Source organism: Polynucleobacter sp. MG-27-Goln-C1, from assembly GCF_018881905.1.
Lineage (GTDB): Bacteria > Pseudomonadota > Gammaproteobacteria > Burkholderiales > Burkholderiaceae > Polynucleobacter.
The window spans coordinates 478,499-494,436 of record NZ_JACVPM010000002.1 but is presented as its reverse complement, the minus strand read 5'-3'; the positions used below and the strand labels follow the sequence as shown (position 1 = coordinate 494,436).

The window sequence follows — 15,938 nt, the reverse complement described above, 5'->3', positions numbered from 1 at the left end:
TACCCTAAGAGGGCACTTACTAATATAGCGATAACCCTAAACACACAAAGTGCGTGTTGTTTAATTTGTGTTGGTATTTTTGAAAAAGTTTTGGATTGCCAATCTTGCCGTCTCGTCCAAAACATCCACGGGAACCCTTTGGGCACCCTGAACAATCATGAGGGCATAGGGCTTCGCAAGCGCCGCAGCTTCTGGGCACAAGTGCAACTCCTCACCAACCGCAGGTGATTGGCTACGCCAATAATTAATGGCAGCCTCTAGATCCTGAATGCTGACAAACAACATTTTTTAAGAACTACTTATCATCAAGCGACAGCATGGTGCCACGACAATTTTTTGCACCACAACGGCACTCGTAGTCTTTTTTCATTTTCTTGCTAATGCGACCCTCAACATCAAGAGAGTAGTCGTAAAAAAGTTCTTCACCCAGTTTGAGATCACGTTTGGCATAAATAAATACCCGGGGCTCACCATCAAAACTATCTTCTCGGGTTTCGCAGCTAGGCTTACAGGAGTGGTTAATCCAACGTGCAGCATTGCCGCCGTACTTGGCATCTATACAACGCCCGTCTTCTAAAGAAAAATAGAAGGTGTGATTTGGGTCCTTGGGATCATGAGGGTGGCGCTTCTCAGCCAGCTTCCAGCTAATACGCTCGCCTTTGTATTCAATAATCGCATCGCCCTTTTTAATTGGCTTTGCCACAAAAACACCCTTCCCATGAATTGGTGAAGACTTCACAACAATACGGGATCGATCAATTTTTGGTACAACTAATTTTTTCTTACTCATTAGTCTTACACATCCAAATTGCGGGCGATTAAGGCGTTCTTCTCAATAAATGCGCGGCGCGGCTCAACCTCATCACCCATCAAGGTGGTGAAAACTTGATCAGCAGCAATAGCATCCTCAATTTTGACTTGAAGCAAGGTGCGAGAACCAGCATCCATCGTGGTTTCCCACAACTGTGATGGGTTCATCTCGCCAAGACCCTTATAACGCTGGCGGCTAAGTACGCGCTCTGCCTCAGAAAGCAACCAAGCAAAGGCCGCCCTGAAATCTTGAATGGCTTGTTCTTTTTGATTTTTATCTGGATCACCGCGACGTACTTTTGAGCCAGGCAACACTTTTCCAGATAAAACCGCAGCTGCATTTGCCAAGCTTTGGTAGTCATCACCATGAACAAAGTCAGAATTAATTGCAGATAACTTCAAATTGCCATGTATGCGGCGAGAGAGTAGCAACTTGAATCGATCAGTGCGCTCTTCCTTTTGCACAATAATTTCTGGTGGCAAGGCTAGAGGATTTAAAGAATCGGCAAGAGCAATGCGTAAGCGACCAGCGGACTCTTGAGCAGATTGTTCGGTATCTAAGTTCAATTGAGTGCCAGAAGCAATTGCACGCAAGGCGTCTTCATCAATGGTGCGCGAGAGGCGATCAACAATAGATTGAATAACCTGGTAATGCTTTGCCAACTCACCCAATGCCGCACCCTCAATAATTTCACCAGCAGGGGTTTGAAGTGATGCCGACTCTAGGGCAATCTTTAAAAGTAGTTGGTTTAGTTCAGCATCATCTTTAATGTACTGCTCATTCTTACCAAACTTCACCTTATACAAAGGGGGTTGAGCAATATAGATGTGGCCGCGCTCAATTAACTCAGGCATCTGTCTATAGAAGAAGGTGAGTAAGAGTGTGCGGATGTGACTACCGTCAACGTCCGCGTCGGTCATGATGATGATGCGGTGATAACGTAATTTATCGGCTTTATATTCTTCAGCCCCAATACCTGTACCAAGCACAGTAATTAATGTAACAACCTCTTGGCTAGCCAGCATTTTGTCAAAGCGGGCCTTCTCCACGTTTAAGATTTTTCCCTTAAGTGGAAGAATTGCCTGGAAACGGCGATCACGCCCCTGTTTTGCAGAGCCTCCCGCGGAGTCTCCCTCGACAATAAACAATTCAGATTTGGTTGGATCTTTTTCTTGGCAGTCTGCCAGTTTTCCAGGAAGGCCTAAGCCGTCCAGGACACCTTTACGACGAGTCATATCACGCGCTTTGCGTGCAGCCTCGCGGGCACGAGCGGCATCTACAATTTTCCCGCAAAGGATTTTTGCATCAGCAGGACGCTCTTGAAGGTAGGCGCTCAAAGCCTCAGCAACAATTTCTTCTACTGGCCCACGAACCTCACTGGAAACCAATTTATCTTTTGTTTGACTTGAAAACTTCGGCTCTGGCACCTTAACCGATAGCACACAGGCAAGGCCTTCGCGCATATCATCACCAGAGATTTCTACTTTTGCCTTCTTGGCGACTTCATGTTCATCAATATATTTATTAATGACGCGTGTCATTGCTGCGCGTAAGCCGGTGAGATGGGTTCCGCCATCTCGTTGAGGAATGTTGTTAGTAAAACAAAGTACTTGCTCACTAAAACTATCATTCCACTGCATAGAAACTTCAGCGGTAATATTGCCACCTAAGTCTGACGGGCGAATACCTTCAGCATAAAAAATATTAGGGTGCAAAACATTTTTTGTTTGGTTGATGTATTCAACAAAGCCTTTTACACCACCAGAGAAAGCAAAATCCTCTTCTTGACCGGAGCGCTGATCAATTAATTTAATATGAACGCCATTATTTAGGAATGAAAGCTCACGAATACGCTTCACAAGAATTTCATAATGAAACTCTACATTTCCAAAAATATCTTCGTCCGCTAAAAAGTGAACTTCAGTTCCAGTTAGGGTTGTATCGCCAGTAATGGTAATTGGTGATGTATCAACACCATTTTCTTTTTGGATGTTGCGATTCTGAACCACGCCACGAGCAAACTCCATGTAATGGGCTTTGCCATCACGACGAATGGTGAGTCTCAACCATTTTGAAAGTGCGTTTACACAACTAACACCGACTCCGTGTAAGCCACCAGAAACTTTATAACTATTTTGGTCAAACTTACCACCAGCATGCAACTCAGTCATCACGATCTCAGCCGCACTTCTTTTTGGCTCATGCTTGTCGTCGTACTTAATGCCTGTTGGAACGCCACGACCGTTATCAACAATTGAGATGGAGTTATCAGTTTGAATGACAACAGTAATCTCAGAGCAATAACCTGCTAATGCCTCATCAATAGAGTTATCTAAAACCTCGAAAACTAAGTGGTGCAGACCTGTGCCATCGGAGGTGTCTCCGATGTACATACCCGGGCGCTTACGAACTGCCTCAAGACCTTCTAGGATTTGGATCGATGATGCACCGTACTGCTCTACTACTTTTTTTTCTTCAGTCATTTTTTTCTAAATTAAATACGCATTGGCATCACAACATACTTGAAGTCTTCTGAACCAGGAAGAGTAATCACCGCGCTGCTATTGGCATCACCCAAACTAATTTGAATTTTTTCATTCTTCAAGTTTGATAAAACATCTAACAAATAACTTACATTGAAGCCAATCTCAACAACATCACTACTATATTCAGTTTCAATCTCTTCTTGAGCCTCTTCTTGCTCAGCATTAGTTGATTGAACGGTGATTCGATTTGGTGATAAAGAAAAGCGTACACCTTTAAATTTATCGGTTGTCAAAATTGCAGCGCGTTGTAGAGCTGATTGCAAAACATCACGCCCAACTACTAATGAATTTTTATGACCTTTTGGAATGACTCTCTGAAAATCGGGGAACTTACCCTCTACCAATTTTGAAATTAATTCGATGTCTCCGAAAGTAAATTTCACTTGGTTTGATGTGAGACTCATCTCCAACATCTCATCTGAATCCTCAAGAAGATGTTGGCACTCGAGAATAGTTTTACGGGGAATGATGATTTCCTGTCTTTGCCCGGAACCCACTGGAGCCTCAGCCAACTCAACCTGAGAATAGGCTAAACGATGACCATCGGTAGCTACGGCAATTACCTGCTTACCTTCAACAACCAACAACATGCCATTGAGGTAGTAGCGAATATCTTGTTGTGCCATTGCAAAGTGAACCTGACTAACCAGTTGACGAAAACTCTTTTGAGTCATCTTCCAGCTTGCAGTTACCTCACCAACGCTTTGCATTACAGGGAATTCCGCCGCAGATAAAGTTTGCAAAGAAAAGCGGCTCTTACCACTCTGAACAACCATCTTGTTGTCTTTAAGGTTTAATGCCACCGGCCCCTCTGGAAGCGCACGCAGGATATCAAGCAACTTTCTAGCGGCAACTGTAGTTGTTACATCTTCAGCACCAACACCAAAGCTAGCGTTAGTTGTAATTTGAATTTCTATATCCGTTGATATAAAAGAAACTTTGTCACCCTGCTTCTTAAACAATAAATTTGCCAAGATAGGTAAGGTATGTCTACGTTCAACAATGCCACTAACAACCTGAAGAGGTTTTAACAAACTGTCACGTGAGGTGTTTACTAGTTGCATTGCTTTTAAATCCTTGTATATATCTTATTAGTAGTAGTAATAAGGCTCGTTATTTCGGTGGATAACTCAAAAACCGTATATAAAACAACCCATTAAAACCAAAAAAACCTGTGGAAAACTTTTGTATAAACACTGCATAAATATTGGATAACTTTTAATCAACACCCTATTTTTGCATGAAGCGCGAGCTTTCCACAATTTATCCACATGTTGTCCCCAAACTTATCCATTGATCTATCCACAACCTTATCCACAGGCTAAAACCTATGACTTTAGGGTTTGCTCGATAACGTGGATTTCGTGATTGAGTTGCCCATCATGGGAGCGCTCTTCACCAATCTTTCGAACGGCATGTAAAACGGTGGTGTGATCTCGGCCACCAAATAACTCCCCAATCTCTGGGAGGCTTTTCTGGGTAAGCTCTTTAGCCATAAACATCGCAATTTGGCGTGGGCGAGCAATGTTTGCCGGACGTTTTTTGGAGTACATGTCCGCAACTTTGATGCTGTAAAAATCTGCCACCGCCTTTTGGATGTTTTCAACCGAAATTTGACGATTTTGTATTGAGAGTAAGTCTTTTAAGGCTACACGGGCCACATCAATTGTGACCTCTTTGCCATGAAAGCGGACAAAGGCCAAAATCTTCCTTAAAGCGCCCTCTAACTCACGCACGTTAGATCTAAGGTGTTTTGCTACGAAGAAGGCCACATCCTCACTCATGGGGATGCCCTCACTTAAAGCTTTCTTCATCAAAATCGCCACCCGCATCTCAAGTTCCGGGGGTTCAATAGCAACGGTTAGACCCGAATCAAAGCGGGAAATGAGGCGATCATCTATCCCAGCCATTTCTTTTGGGTAGGTATCACTTGTGATGATAACTTGGGCTTTATTGCTGAGGAGCGCCTCAAACGCATAGAAAAACTCCTCTTGTGTCCGCGATTTGCCACTAAAAAACTGAATATCATCAATTAATAGCAGGTCCAATGAGTGGTAGTAGCGCTTAAAGCGATCAAAAGCCTTTTGTTGGTAAGCCCTAACCACGTCGGAGACATACTGCTCGGCGTGGATATATCGAATCCGGGCATTAGGCTTCTCTTTTAAAAGATGGTTCCCAATTGCGTGTATTAAATGGGTTTTACCTAACCCCACCCCACCATACAAAAACATGGGGTTATAAGAGGTGCCTGGGTTGTGGGCAACCTGAATTGAGGCGGCCCTAGCCAATTGATTGGCCTTACCGGTTACAAAAGTCTCAAAAGTAAGGTTGGGGTTTAATTTGGAGTGATCTTCAATTTCAAAGGCCTGCTCCTCTGTAGAGGCGCTATCTGAGCTAATTGCGGGCTCTTGAGGCTCAAACTTTTCTTGGGGGGAACCGGCCGGCATTGTCTGGCTGCTTGATCCCTCAATATTAAGAACGAAGCTTAAGGTAATTGGATGGCCAAAATACTGGTCAGCCATCTCTTGAAAGCGGTCAGAAAAAGTCTTTTTTATCCAGTCAAGCTTGAATCTGTTTGGGGCTCCCAAGATGAGTGATTGCTCACTTTCATCATAAGAAACCAAGCTTAATGGGGCAATCCAAGTTTTAAATTGTTGGGGGGAGAGCTCGCGAGCAAGCGCGCCTAGGGCGCCATCCCAAAACCCCAGTGGGCTAAGTGAATTCAATGTGGGTGGATTCTGTAAGTTACTCATATTTTTGGAGGATCCATTGTAGCGATCCCATAAAGTTATCCACAAGCCAGAAAAACGTGGAAAACCTGTGGATAACTTGTGTATAAAAGCTAAAAACACATATAAATCAATAACTTAATAAAAACAGCAGAATAAAATAGAGAAAAATACCTATATATTCTTACGCGACGGTTGACCTTTTGCTGCGCAACAAGGAAAATACGGGGTTTTGCAGGATGAATCATGAAAAGAACATACCAACCCTCAGTAACACGTCGTAAACGCACTCACGGATTCCGTATTCGTATGAAAACTAAGAGTGGACGCGCAGTATTGAACGCACGCCGCGCTAAAGGCCGCAAACGTTTAGCTGTTTAATTTAGCAGTTGAATAGCGGCAGGATTTCTGAGTTACTAAAAACACGCCCCAAAACAAGTTTGTATTGGGGTTTGTATTTGGCATCTCCGGATCAAGGCGTTAAACCAGACTTAGGCGTTGCGGTCGCCAAAAAATTAGCTAAGCGTGCAGTAGATCGCAACCAATTAAAGCGCATGATCCGTGAATTGATTAGAGGCGCTCAAGCTACACACCTCAACAGTGATGTTGTGGTGAAGTTGAAAAAGCCAATTGGTCGTGAGACGCGCGGCAGACTCAGAAACAAAGAAAAAGAAACTCTGCGCACCCAAATTGCAGGGTTGATTTAACGTGAGCCCATTAAACAAAGTGGCCGTTAAGGTTGTGAGGGCCTATCAAATAGCACTCAGCCCCTTTATTGGCATGCATTGTAAGTTTGTGCCTTCTTGCTCTCAGTACGCGTGCGATTGTTTTGCAAATTACGGATTTTTAAAAAGCTTTCGGCTAATGGTGTGGCGTGTTTTGCGTTGCAACCCATGGTCACAAGGGGGATATGACCCCGCAGTAAAACCAACACCTCATCATCATTAAGTGAATGCAAATGGACTTTAAAAAAACAATTCTTTGGGCAGTCTTCTCAATGTCGGGCCTGATGTTGTACAACAACTGGCAGGTTCACGAAGGGAAGCCATCGATGTTTGGTGGAAACCCTGCAAGCACTGCTGTTGTGGCTGAAAAAGCTCAAGCAAGTAAAGTAGATATTCCATCCCCAGCACAAAATCCAAGCATTCCAGCGCCGAATCAAGCGCCGGCTATTGTTGCTGGTGCAATCGAAACATCAGAAAAGTTTGTATTACAAAATGATGTGTTGATTTTAGAAATCAGCGCTAATGGCGCCAACATCATTGATGCGAAATTACCCAAGCAGCTGACGGCAGAAAAGAAGCCGGTTGAACTATTTCAATACGCACCAAACCATAAATATTTTGCACGCTCCGGCTTAATTGCTTTGGGTAATACAGATCTACCGAATCACACCAGCACCTTTAAATTGGTTCAGTCTGGAAAAGATGGATCTGGAAAACCTTTTATTGTTCTGGCTAGTGAGCGCAATGGCGTAAAACTAGAGAAGACATTTATCTTAAGCCCAGGCAGTTATATCATTGATGTTGGGCACCGCGTTACACAAAGTAATGCAAATGCGGCACCCTTGGTTCTGTACACAGAGATTGTGCGCGATGCTTCTCAAGAGCAAAAAATTGGACCTTTTGATGGCGCATTCTCAGCAAGCACCTTTACTGGTCCAGCTGCATACACCGAAAAAGAAAAATTCAATAAGCTGGAGTTCACGGCTATTGATAAAAACAAAATTACTATTCCTACGCAAGTGCCCGCTGGAGATCCTGCATGGATTGCTATGGTTCAACACTACTTTGCCAGCGCCTGGATTCCTGGCGACAAGACAGCGCGTGACATTTATGCGGGAAGAATTGATAACAACCTTTATCGCATTGGTATGCAAACTCCTTTGGGTGTAGTTGCGCCAGGAACAACTGTTGTTGAAAAAGCAAGGTTGTTTGTTGGCCCACAAGAGGAAAGTGTTTTAGAAACGATTGCTCCAGGGTTTGCTTTGTTGAAAGACTATGGCTACCTCACCATTCTTGCTAAACCTATTTTCTGGTTGCTAGAAAATATTCACGCTTATGTTGGTAACTGGGGTTGGTCAATCATCTTGCTGACCATCTTGATTAAGTTGGTGTTCTTCCCTCTGTCTGCTGCTAGCTATAAGTCAATGGCACGTATGAAAGAAGTTCAACCGCGCTTGCTTGCTATGAAAGAGCAGTACAAGGGTGAGCCACAAAAACTCAATCAAGCCATGATGGAGATGTATCGCAAGGAAAAAATTAATCCTTTGGGCGGCTGCTTACCTGTGGTCATTCAGATCCCGGTATTTATTTCTTTGTACTGGGTTCTACTGTCTTCAGTAGAAATGCGCAATGCACCATGGGTTGGTTGGATTCATGATCTATCAGTTCCGGACCCATATTACATTTTGCCAATCATCATGGCAGCCTCTATGTTTGTGCAAACCAAACTAAACCCAACACCACCAGATCCAGTTCAAGCAAAGGTGATGATGTATATGCCGCTAGTGTTCTCGGTAATGTTCTTCTTCTTCCCTGCGGGCTTGGTTCTGTACTGGGTAGTTAACAACTTGCTATCGATTGCTCAACAATGGCAGATCAATCAAATGTTTGGAAAGAAGCCGGCTAAATAAATTTTTAGCTGCCTAAGGATGAATAAGGGGTGCCCGCAATGATGACTCGAAAGTTGCCCATCATTGCGGTTGCCACCGCACCAGGAAAAGCCGGTGTTGGCGTCATTCGTATAAGCGGAGCTCAGCTCTTGCCGTTGTCAGAAGCTTTATTTCAGAAGGCGCTCTCACCCCGTCAGGCCAACCTGCTCACACTTCATGATGCCCGGGGTGAGTCTATTGACCAACTCATTGCCATTTATTTTGCTGCCCCCGCCTCCTTTACTGGTGAGGACGTCTTAGAGCTGCAATGCCATGGCGGACCACAACTTTTAGAGTTGGTCATGAAGCGCTGTCTTGAGCTGGGAAAAGATCAAGGCCTGGTAATTGCGGAACCTGGCGAATTTTCCTTACGTGCTTATCTCAACAACAAAATCGATTTAGCCCAAGCAGAGGCTATCGCAGATTTAATTGACGCCCAAAGTGAAGCGGCTGTTCGAGGTGCTGCGCGCTCATTGCAAGGAGCTTTTTCAAACGACATTAATAGTTTGATCGAAGAAATTACCCAATTACGCATTTTGGTTGAATCCACTCTAGACTTTCCTGAAGAGGAGATTGAGTTTTTAGAGAATGCCCAGGCTCGTGAGCGCCTTAGTGCGGTGATGGAAAAGTTGCATGCGCTTCGTGAGGGCGCAAAGCAAGGAAAAATTTTGCGTGATGGCATCCAGTTGGTTTTGGCTGGCGCACCTAATGTTGGAAAAAGCTCTCTTCTGAATCGCCTGGCCGGCGAGGAGGTGGCCATTGTGACGCCTATAGCTGGAACTACAAGAGATCGGGTTAAGGAGAGCATCACTATTAATGGGGTGCCCATGCACATCATTGATACCGCAGGTTTGCGAGAAACCGGTGACCTTGTTGAGGCAAAAGGCATTGAAAGGTCTTGGGAGGCTATTCGAGCTGCCGATCTGGTTATATTTCTGCAAGACCCAAGTTCTGCGGATAAAAACAATAACGCCGAAGCCTCAGAGTTAAAAGCTCAAATATTGCAAGCGCTCCCACCGAAGTGCCCAGTTTTAGAGGTTCGCAATAAATCAGACTTATTGAGTAAATCTGCGTTAAATCAGGATGGAAACCCCTGCTTGCTAATTTCAGCGAAGACGGGTGACGGAATCGAGGCGCTAAAACAGAAAATATTAGAGTCTGTGGGTTGGGGAGGCACGCAGGAGGGTGCAATTGTGGCCCGTAGACGGCATTTGGATTGTCTAGATAGGGCTGCTAGTCATTTGGATAAATCTCAGCAATTCGCAGCAGATGGCAACATATCACTGGAGTTGTTTGCAGAAGAGCTCCGTTTAGCGCAAGATCAGCTTGGGCACATTACTGGAAAACTGCTCCCAGACGACCTTTTGGGCAAGATTTTTAGCCAATTTTGTATTGGCAAGTAAAGGGTTTGCTCTTGGTGGGCCAGGCCCTAAAAATATGGCCAAAATGTTAAAATAGTGCGATCAAAAATATTACATTTCATAGGACTCTCATGACTATCAATACCAATGCACCTGAGTACGTAAAAAATCAAAAACTGATTCAATGGGTTGCAGATATAGCCGCCTTAACTAAACCAGACAAAATCCGTTGGTGTGATGGTTCTCAGGCTGAGTACGATGAATTTTGTGAACTGCTGGTAAATGCAGGTGTATTCAAGCGTCTCAACCCAGCTAAACGCAAAAACGCGTTCTTAGCATTATCAGATCCGGATGACGTGGCTCGTGTTGAAGACCGTACCTTTATTTGCTCTGCAAAAAAAGAAGACGCAGGCCCAACGAATAACTGGGTAGAGCCAAGCGAAATGCGCGCCACTCTACAGCCATTGTTTGATGGTTGCATGCGCGGCAGAACAATGTACGTAGTGCCATTCTCAATGGGCCCAATTGGTTCTCCAATCGCTCATATTGGTGTTGAGCTTTCCGATAGTCCATATGTAGCAATTAATATGCGCTTGATGACTCGCATGGGCAAGGCAGTGATTGATCAGCTGGGTGCAACTGGCGAATTCGTTCCTTGTATTCACACTGTTGGTAAGCCATTGGCTGCAGGTGAAAAAGATGTTGCTTGGCCTAACAACAAAAACAAGTACATCGTTCATTACCCAGAAACTCGCGAGATTTGGTCTTTTGGATCTGGTTACGGCGGCAATGCATTGCTGGGTAAAAAATGTTTTGCTTTGCGTATCGCATCCAATATGGGGCGCGATCAAGGTTGGTTGGCCGAGCACATGTTGATCTTGGGCGTGACTTCACCTGAAGGTAAGAAATACCATATCGCTGCTGCTTTCCCTTCTGCCTGCGGAAAAACCAACTTCTCTATGATGATTCCTCCAAAAGGCTTCGAAGGTTGGAAGGTCACTACAGTTGGTGATGACATTGCATGGATCAAGCCACGCAAAGACCCCGTTACAGGTAAGACACGTTTGTTTGCGATTAATCCAGAGTCTGGTTACTTTGGTGTTGCTCCAGGAACAAATCGCCAAACCAATCCAAACTGTCTCGATTCATTAAACCAAGACGTGATCTTTACAAACGTTGGTTTAACCGATGATGGTGATGTTTGGTGGGAAGGCTTAACTGACACGCCTCCAGCACATTTAATTGATTGGCAAGGCAAGGACTGGACTCCTGCTGATGGCGCTGCTGGTCGCAAAGCTGCGCACCCAAATTCACGCTTCACTGTAGCTGCTACTAATAACCCTGCAGTTGATCCTAATTGGGATAATCCTGAGGGCGTAGCGATTGATGCATTCTTGTTTGGCGGTCGTCGCTCAAACACGGTTCCATTGGTAAGCGAAGCACGTGACTGGGTAGAGGGTGTTTACATGGCCGCAACAATGGGCTCTGAAACTACTGCCGCTATTACTGGTCAAGTCGGTGTTGTTCGTCGCGATCCTTTTGCGATGATTGCATTTGCTGGCTACAACATGAGCGATTACTTCCAACATTGGTTAAACATCGGTAGCAAGCTTGCTGCTGAAGGCGCTGTGTTGCCAAAGATCTATTGTGTGAACTGGTTCCGCAAAGATGAAAATGGCAAGTTTGTATGGCCTGGTTTCGGTGAAAACATGCGCGTACTTTCTTGGATTTTGGGCCGCGCCGAAGGCACAGCAAAAGGCAAAGAAACTGTATTTGGTATTTGCCCAGAGCACGCAGATATGCATTGGAATGGTCTCGATTACTCAGTAGATAAGTTTGAAAAAGCCATTACTGTTGGTGTTGATGATTGGAAGAGCGAGCTCAAACTTCATTCAGAGTTGTTTGAGCATTTAGGTGAGCGCTTACCTAAAGAGTTGATCGAAGCTCGTAGCAAAATTGAGAAGCGCTTAAACGCCTAGGCATCCCCTAGAAATTTAAGAAGCCTTTTTAAAAACATCTTTATTTAATGACCTCACCCCAACACCATGACATCGTGGTGATTGGGGCAGGCATTGCAGGATCAAGCATTGCTAGTGAGCTGCTTGAGCGCGGTCAAGCGGTATGCATTGTTGACTCAGCCTCTCACCCTGCTTCAGCATGTTCTAGTCACGCTTACGCTATTGCTCACCCACATGTTGGTCGTGGCGCCCCCCGTTTATTACGCTTAACTCGAATTGCCTTTCTGATGGCCGAAGCTCGCTGGGGCAAGGTCTGGAACCAGCATGGCATCTTTCAACCAAATAAAAAAGACAAAGTTTTTAATCGTGATGAAGTTGCAAACTACCTGCAGTCACTCGATCTCGATGAAGGTATGGCACAAGCACTTGATGCAGATGATGCAATGCAGGCTTGCGGAATTTTTCAAGATGGAATTTGGCTTCCACGGGGCGCATCATTAAATTTGTTTGAAGCAACGCAAGATGCGTTAGCCCCCCACCCAAAGCTGACTTGCTGCTGGAATACTTCTGTTGCCCGACTAGAGAAAGTTGATGCCGGCTGGCAGTTAATTGACCCTCAAGATAAGTTCATTATGACTGCTGGAAAAGTCATTATTGCGGCAGCGCTCGAAACGAAAAAGTTAGCCGCAAGCATCGATGTACGACTTCCCTTGAGGCCGGTGCGCGGACAGCTGAGTATTTTTTCCATTGATGAAAATAGTTCGTGGGCACCAAAACTACCTCGCACCGCTATATCGGGCGATGGCTATTGTTTGCCGGCGAAGAAGTTACCCGATGGAAGTTATCAATGGGTAGTGGGCTCTAGTTTTGATGAGGGAGAGTCTGATCTTCAGGATTGGGATGCAAGTGATGACTTTAATCGTGAGCAGGCAAGGGGCCTGTTGAATTGCGTAGAGGATGATCTTGCCCAACTTCAAAAGTCGGGGAGCTTTGTAGGTGTTCGTTGCGTTGCTGGCGATCGTTTACCGATTATTGGCGCGCTTACTCAACGCCCAGGGATATTTTTAGCAACAGCCCTGGGGTCGAGAGGTGCACTTTGGTCGGCTTTAGCGGCCAAACTCATTACTGCTCAAGTGCTTGCGGATGACTTTGCTTTGCTGGCTCGCTTAGGTTTTGCTGCAGACTTGGTAGCTGCGCTGGCGCCCGCCCGCTTCTTCGCTGGCGCTTTAGCGGCGGCACCCGCTTTAGGTGCTTTTGCTTCAAACTCAAAACCAATTTTGCCATCCTCGCCTAAAGCAAGATAAGCCTTAAAGCCACGGCCAGTACGGTTGGATTTGAAATTGGTTAGCAAATCTGTTTTGCCTTCGGTAAGCAATTTTTGAACTTGCTCAGCAGAAATTTCTTGTTGCAAAACAACCTTACCGGTTTTGAAATCACAAGACTTATCTGGCCCAGTATTTCTTTCGCACAAGTAGCGCATACCATCTTCATACACCGCGCCAGAACATTTTGGACAAACGCCCAAGGCTTGACGGCCAGTGAAGTCGATCGCCTCGGATTCATCTTCTTGAGTGTTGCCAAAGTCAAATTCAAGCTTAAAGCCTGCGTTTGGATAGTCCTTATCGTCTTCAGGAATTTCGCTTAATTTAATAATTGCTGCAAATGGCCTACCCATTTTGCTGCGGAAACCCTGTAATGGTCCAATAGTTTTCTCGCGTAGCAACTCTTCTACTTCGGGATATTCAAATGCACGACCACCCGGGGTTTTGCTAATCGTAAAACCGCATTTCTCACAAGCAAAGCGGCGATAGTTTTCTTTAACCGCGCCTTTACAGTGTGGGCATGGCGTAGACATAGTGGCATAGTCACCAGGAATCGTATCGCTGTCATATTCTTTTGCGCGCTTGACGATGCGTTGGGTCATCTGGGCAATTTCTTGCATGAAGGAGTCGCGATTCATCTCGCCACGCTCAATTAAGGAAAGTTTGTTTTCCCAGCTACCGGTGAGATCGGGCCTGGTTAATTCTTCAACATCTAAGCCACGCAAAAGCGTCATCAGTTGAAATGCTTTAGCGGTAGGTATCAGTTCACGCGCTTCGCGAACAATATACTTTTCTGCTAGCAGCCCCTCAATAATGGCTGCACGTGTTGCAGGTGTGCCCAGACCCTTTTCGGCCATGGCTTCGCGCATGTCATCATCATCTACCCACTTACCAGCGCTTTCCATTGCTGATAACAAAGTTGCCTCGGTGTAGCGAGCTGGCGGCTTGGTTTTTAAGGGAATGGCGGCGATGGATTCAGTTTGAACAGTTTCACCTTCTTGGACTGCTACTAACTCGTCATCTGCTTGATTGGATCTGCCATATACCGTTAGCCAACCTGGTGTAACCAGTACGCGACCTTCAGTTTTAAAGTGGTGTCCTGATGCTTCGGTGATGCGAGTGGTTACGCGGAATTCAGCAGCGGGATAAAACACTGCCAAGAAGCGACGCACAACCAAGTCATACAGCTTTTGCTCAGGCTCACTCAGGCTCTTTGGAGACTCTAAGGTGGGGATGATTGCAAAGTGATCAGATATCTTTGAGTTGTCAAAAATACGTTTGTTTGGTTTGATCCAGCCATACCCAGCCTTAGATTTTGGATCCTTAGGATCGCCCTGCAAAATTTGTTTGGCGAAAGCGCGATATTCTTGTGAATGTTCAGCCAAATTTTCCATGGTCTGCTTCACGGTATCTAGATAATCTTCAGGCAATGCTTTTGCATCGGTACGCGGATAAGTAAGTACCTTATGACGCTCGTAAAGCGCCTGTGCCAAACCCAAAGTATTTTTAGCAGAAAAGCCAAAGCGTGCATTGGCTTCGCGTTGCAAGCTTGTTAAGTCAAATAGTTGTGGCGCTAGCTGAGTGGCTGGTTTTGCCTCCTCTTTAACGCTCGCCTTTTTGCCGCGACAGGCTGCAACAATGCTTTGTGCTGCTGCTTCGCTCCACAGGCGATTCTCGCGAGCATCTGGAGCGGCCGCATCTTTCTTAAACTTCGGATCAAACCAACGGCCTTCATACACGCCGGCTGCAGCAATAAACTCAGCCTTCACCTCCCAATAATCTTTGGAGATAAATTTACGGATGAGCTCTTCGCGCTCCACCACAATTGATAACGTCGGCGTTTGTACTCGACCAACCGTTGTTAGAAAGAATCCACCACTCTTACTGTTGAACGCAGTCATGGCGCGAGTACCGTTGATTCCCACGAGCCAATCTGCTTCAGAGCGGCAACGCGCTGCATCTGCTAGCGGCTGCATATCGCTATCGCTACGCAGTGAAGCAAAGCCATCACGAATGGCTGCTGGTGTCATTGACTGCAACCAAAGTCGCTTGATTGCTTGAGGTGCTTTTGCGTGCTGCGCAATCAGACGGAAGATCAACTCACCTTCGCGTCCCGCATCACATGCATTAATGAGTTCATTGATATCTTTACGCTTAATGAGCTTTTGCAATACCTTCAGCCGCGATTCGGTTTTAGCGATTGGGCGCAAATCAAAATAGGGTGGCACAACCGGAAGATTTGCAAATGACCACTTGCCGCGTTTGACATCAAATTCTTCGGGGGCGGCAATTTCTAGTAGATGGCCAACCGCGGAAGAGATAACAAAGTCATCGCTTTCGAAATAGTCCTCATATTTAGTGAAGCCACCCAAAGCCTTGGCAATGTCATTGGCAACAGAAGGTTTCTCCGCAATGATCAGCGCCTTAGGATGATCTACGGTTGAGGTCTTTGAGCTGCTTTTTTTGGTAGTTGCTTTAGTTGCCACGCGCTTTTGCCTAAATTTGAGCTAGAAATGATGTTTTTAATGGGTGGAAACGGGCGACCAATTTAAACCAGA

The 15,938-nt window shown here is 45.4% G+C and carries 12 protein-coding genes and 1 pseudogene; 7 read left to right on the top strand and 6 right to left on the bottom strand.

The genetic code is table 11. From position 1 onward, the window contains the following. Positions 1-60: 60 nt before the first annotated feature. The 5 genes from ICN14_RS06545 to dnaA form a co-directional block, all read right to left on the bottom strand. A complete protein-coding gene (locus ICN14_RS06545; protein ID WP_216225699.1) occupies positions 61-285 on the bottom strand; it encodes a DUF3717 domain-containing protein in 225 nt (74 codons plus the stop codon). Between the two features lie 10 nt (positions 286-295). Then, positions 296-790, bottom strand: a complete 495-nt coding sequence (locus ICN14_RS06540) for an SET domain-containing protein (RefSeq protein ID WP_216225698.1) — start codon at positions 788-790, stop codon at positions 296-298. 5 nt (positions 791-795) lie between these two features. Continuing rightward, positions 796-3,294, bottom strand: coding sequence for a DNA topoisomerase (ATP-hydrolyzing) subunit B (gene gyrB, locus ICN14_RS06535; RefSeq protein WP_216225697.1), 2,499 nt, complete (start codon positions 3,292-3,294; stop codon positions 796-798). Positions 3,295-3,305: 11 nt separating this feature from the next. Beyond that, complete coding sequence (gene dnaN, locus ICN14_RS06530; protein ID WP_216225696.1) at positions 3,306-4,421, bottom strand: DNA polymerase III subunit beta; 1,116 nt, start codon at positions 4,419-4,421, stop codon at positions 3,306-3,308. A 264-nt stretch (positions 4,422-4,685) separates the two neighbouring features. Beyond that, positions 4,686-6,110 carry a chromosomal replication initiator protein DnaA gene (gene dnaA, locus ICN14_RS06525; RefSeq protein WP_216225695.1) on the bottom strand — a complete coding sequence of 475 codons (1,425 nt, stop codon included), beginning with the start codon at positions 6,108-6,110 and terminating at the stop codon, positions 4,686-4,688. Between the two features lie 222 nt (positions 6,111-6,332). Between dnaA and rpmH the strand changes: the two genes are divergently transcribed. The 7 genes and pseudogenes from rpmH to mnmC all read left to right on the top strand — a co-directional run. Continuing rightward, positions 6,333-6,467: a 50S ribosomal protein L34 gene (gene rpmH, locus ICN14_RS06520; protein WP_011903922.1), complete on the top strand. Its 135-nt coding sequence runs from the start codon at positions 6,333-6,335 to the stop codon at positions 6,465-6,467. 77 nt (positions 6,468-6,544) lie between these two features. Then, the gene (gene rnpA, locus ICN14_RS06515) at positions 6,545-6,793 is read left to right on the top strand and encodes a ribonuclease P protein component (protein WP_255535992.1); all 249 of its coding nucleotides are present in this window, start codon (positions 6,545-6,547) and stop codon (positions 6,791-6,793) included. A 1-nt stretch (position 6,794) separates the two neighbouring features. Then, complete coding sequence (gene yidD / locus ICN14_RS06510; RefSeq protein ID WP_216225693.1) at positions 6,795-7,034, top strand: membrane protein insertion efficiency factor YidD; 240 nt, start codon at positions 6,795-6,797, stop codon at positions 7,032-7,034. Positions 7,035-7,044: 10 nt separating this feature from the next. Beyond that, positions 7,045-8,721, top strand: coding sequence for a membrane protein insertase YidC (gene yidC / locus ICN14_RS06505; RefSeq protein ID WP_216225692.1), 1,677 nt, complete (start codon positions 7,045-7,047; stop codon positions 8,719-8,721). Positions 8,722-8,762: 41 nt separating this feature from the next. Next, the gene (gene mnmE / locus ICN14_RS06500) at positions 8,763-10,142 is read left to right on the top strand and encodes a tRNA uridine-5-carboxymethylaminomethyl(34) synthesis GTPase MnmE (protein WP_216225948.1); all 1,380 of its coding nucleotides are present in this window, start codon (positions 8,763-8,765) and stop codon (positions 10,140-10,142) included. Between the two features lie 89 nt (positions 10,143-10,231). Then, complete coding sequence (locus ICN14_RS06495) at positions 10,232-12,079, top strand: phosphoenolpyruvate carboxykinase (GTP) (protein WP_216225691.1); 1,848 nt, start codon at positions 10,232-10,234, stop codon at positions 12,077-12,079. Positions 12,080-12,126: 47 nt separating this feature from the next. Beyond that, a pseudogene (gene mnmC, locus ICN14_RS10365) lies at positions 12,127-13,218 on the top strand (FAD-dependent 5-carboxymethylaminomethyl-2-thiouridine(34) oxidoreductase MnmC); the annotation flags it as partial. Here mnmC and ICN14_RS06490 read toward each other — a convergent pair. Then, on the bottom strand, positions 13,188-15,866 hold the full coding sequence (locus tag ICN14_RS06490) for a DNA topoisomerase III (protein ID WP_216225690.1): 2,679 nt from the start codon (positions 15,864-15,866) through the stop codon (positions 13,188-13,190). The pseudogene mnmC and the gene ICN14_RS06490 sit on opposite strands and share 31 nt — an antisense overlap. Between the last annotated feature and the right edge of the window lie 72 nt (positions 15,867-15,938).

Excerpts from the sequence above, each read along its gene's own strand:
- ICN14_RS06495 (WP_216225691.1), top strand. The coding sequence starts at position 10,232 with ATGACTATCAATACCAATGCACCTGAGTACGTAAAAAATCAAAAACTG.
- ICN14_RS06540 (WP_216225698.1), bottom strand. The coding sequence starts at position 790 with ATGAGTAAGAAAAAATTAGTTGTACCAAAAATTGATCGATCCCGTATT.
- gyrB (WP_216225697.1), bottom strand. The coding sequence starts at position 3,294 with ATGACTGAAGAAAAAAAAGTAGTAGAGCAGTACGGTGCATCATCGATC.
- ICN14_RS06545 (WP_216225699.1), bottom strand. The coding sequence starts at position 285 with ATGTTGTTTGTCAGCATTCAGGATCTAGAGGCTGCCATTAATTATTGG.
- dnaN (WP_216225696.1), bottom strand. The coding sequence starts at position 4,421 with ATGCAACTAGTAAACACCTCACGTGACAGTTTGTTAAAACCTCTTCAG.
- dnaA (WP_216225695.1), bottom strand. The coding sequence starts at position 6,110 with ATGAGTAACTTACAGAATCCACCCACATTGAATTCACTTAGCCCACTG.
- rpmH (WP_011903922.1), top strand. The coding sequence starts at position 6,333 with ATGAAAAGAACATACCAACCCTCAGTAACACGTCGTAAACGCACTCAC.
- yidC (WP_216225692.1), top strand. The coding sequence starts at position 7,045 with ATGGACTTTAAAAAAACAATTCTTTGGGCAGTCTTCTCAATGTCGGGC.
- mnmE (WP_216225948.1), top strand. The coding sequence starts at position 8,763 with ATGACTCGAAAGTTGCCCATCATTGCGGTTGCCACCGCACCAGGAAAA.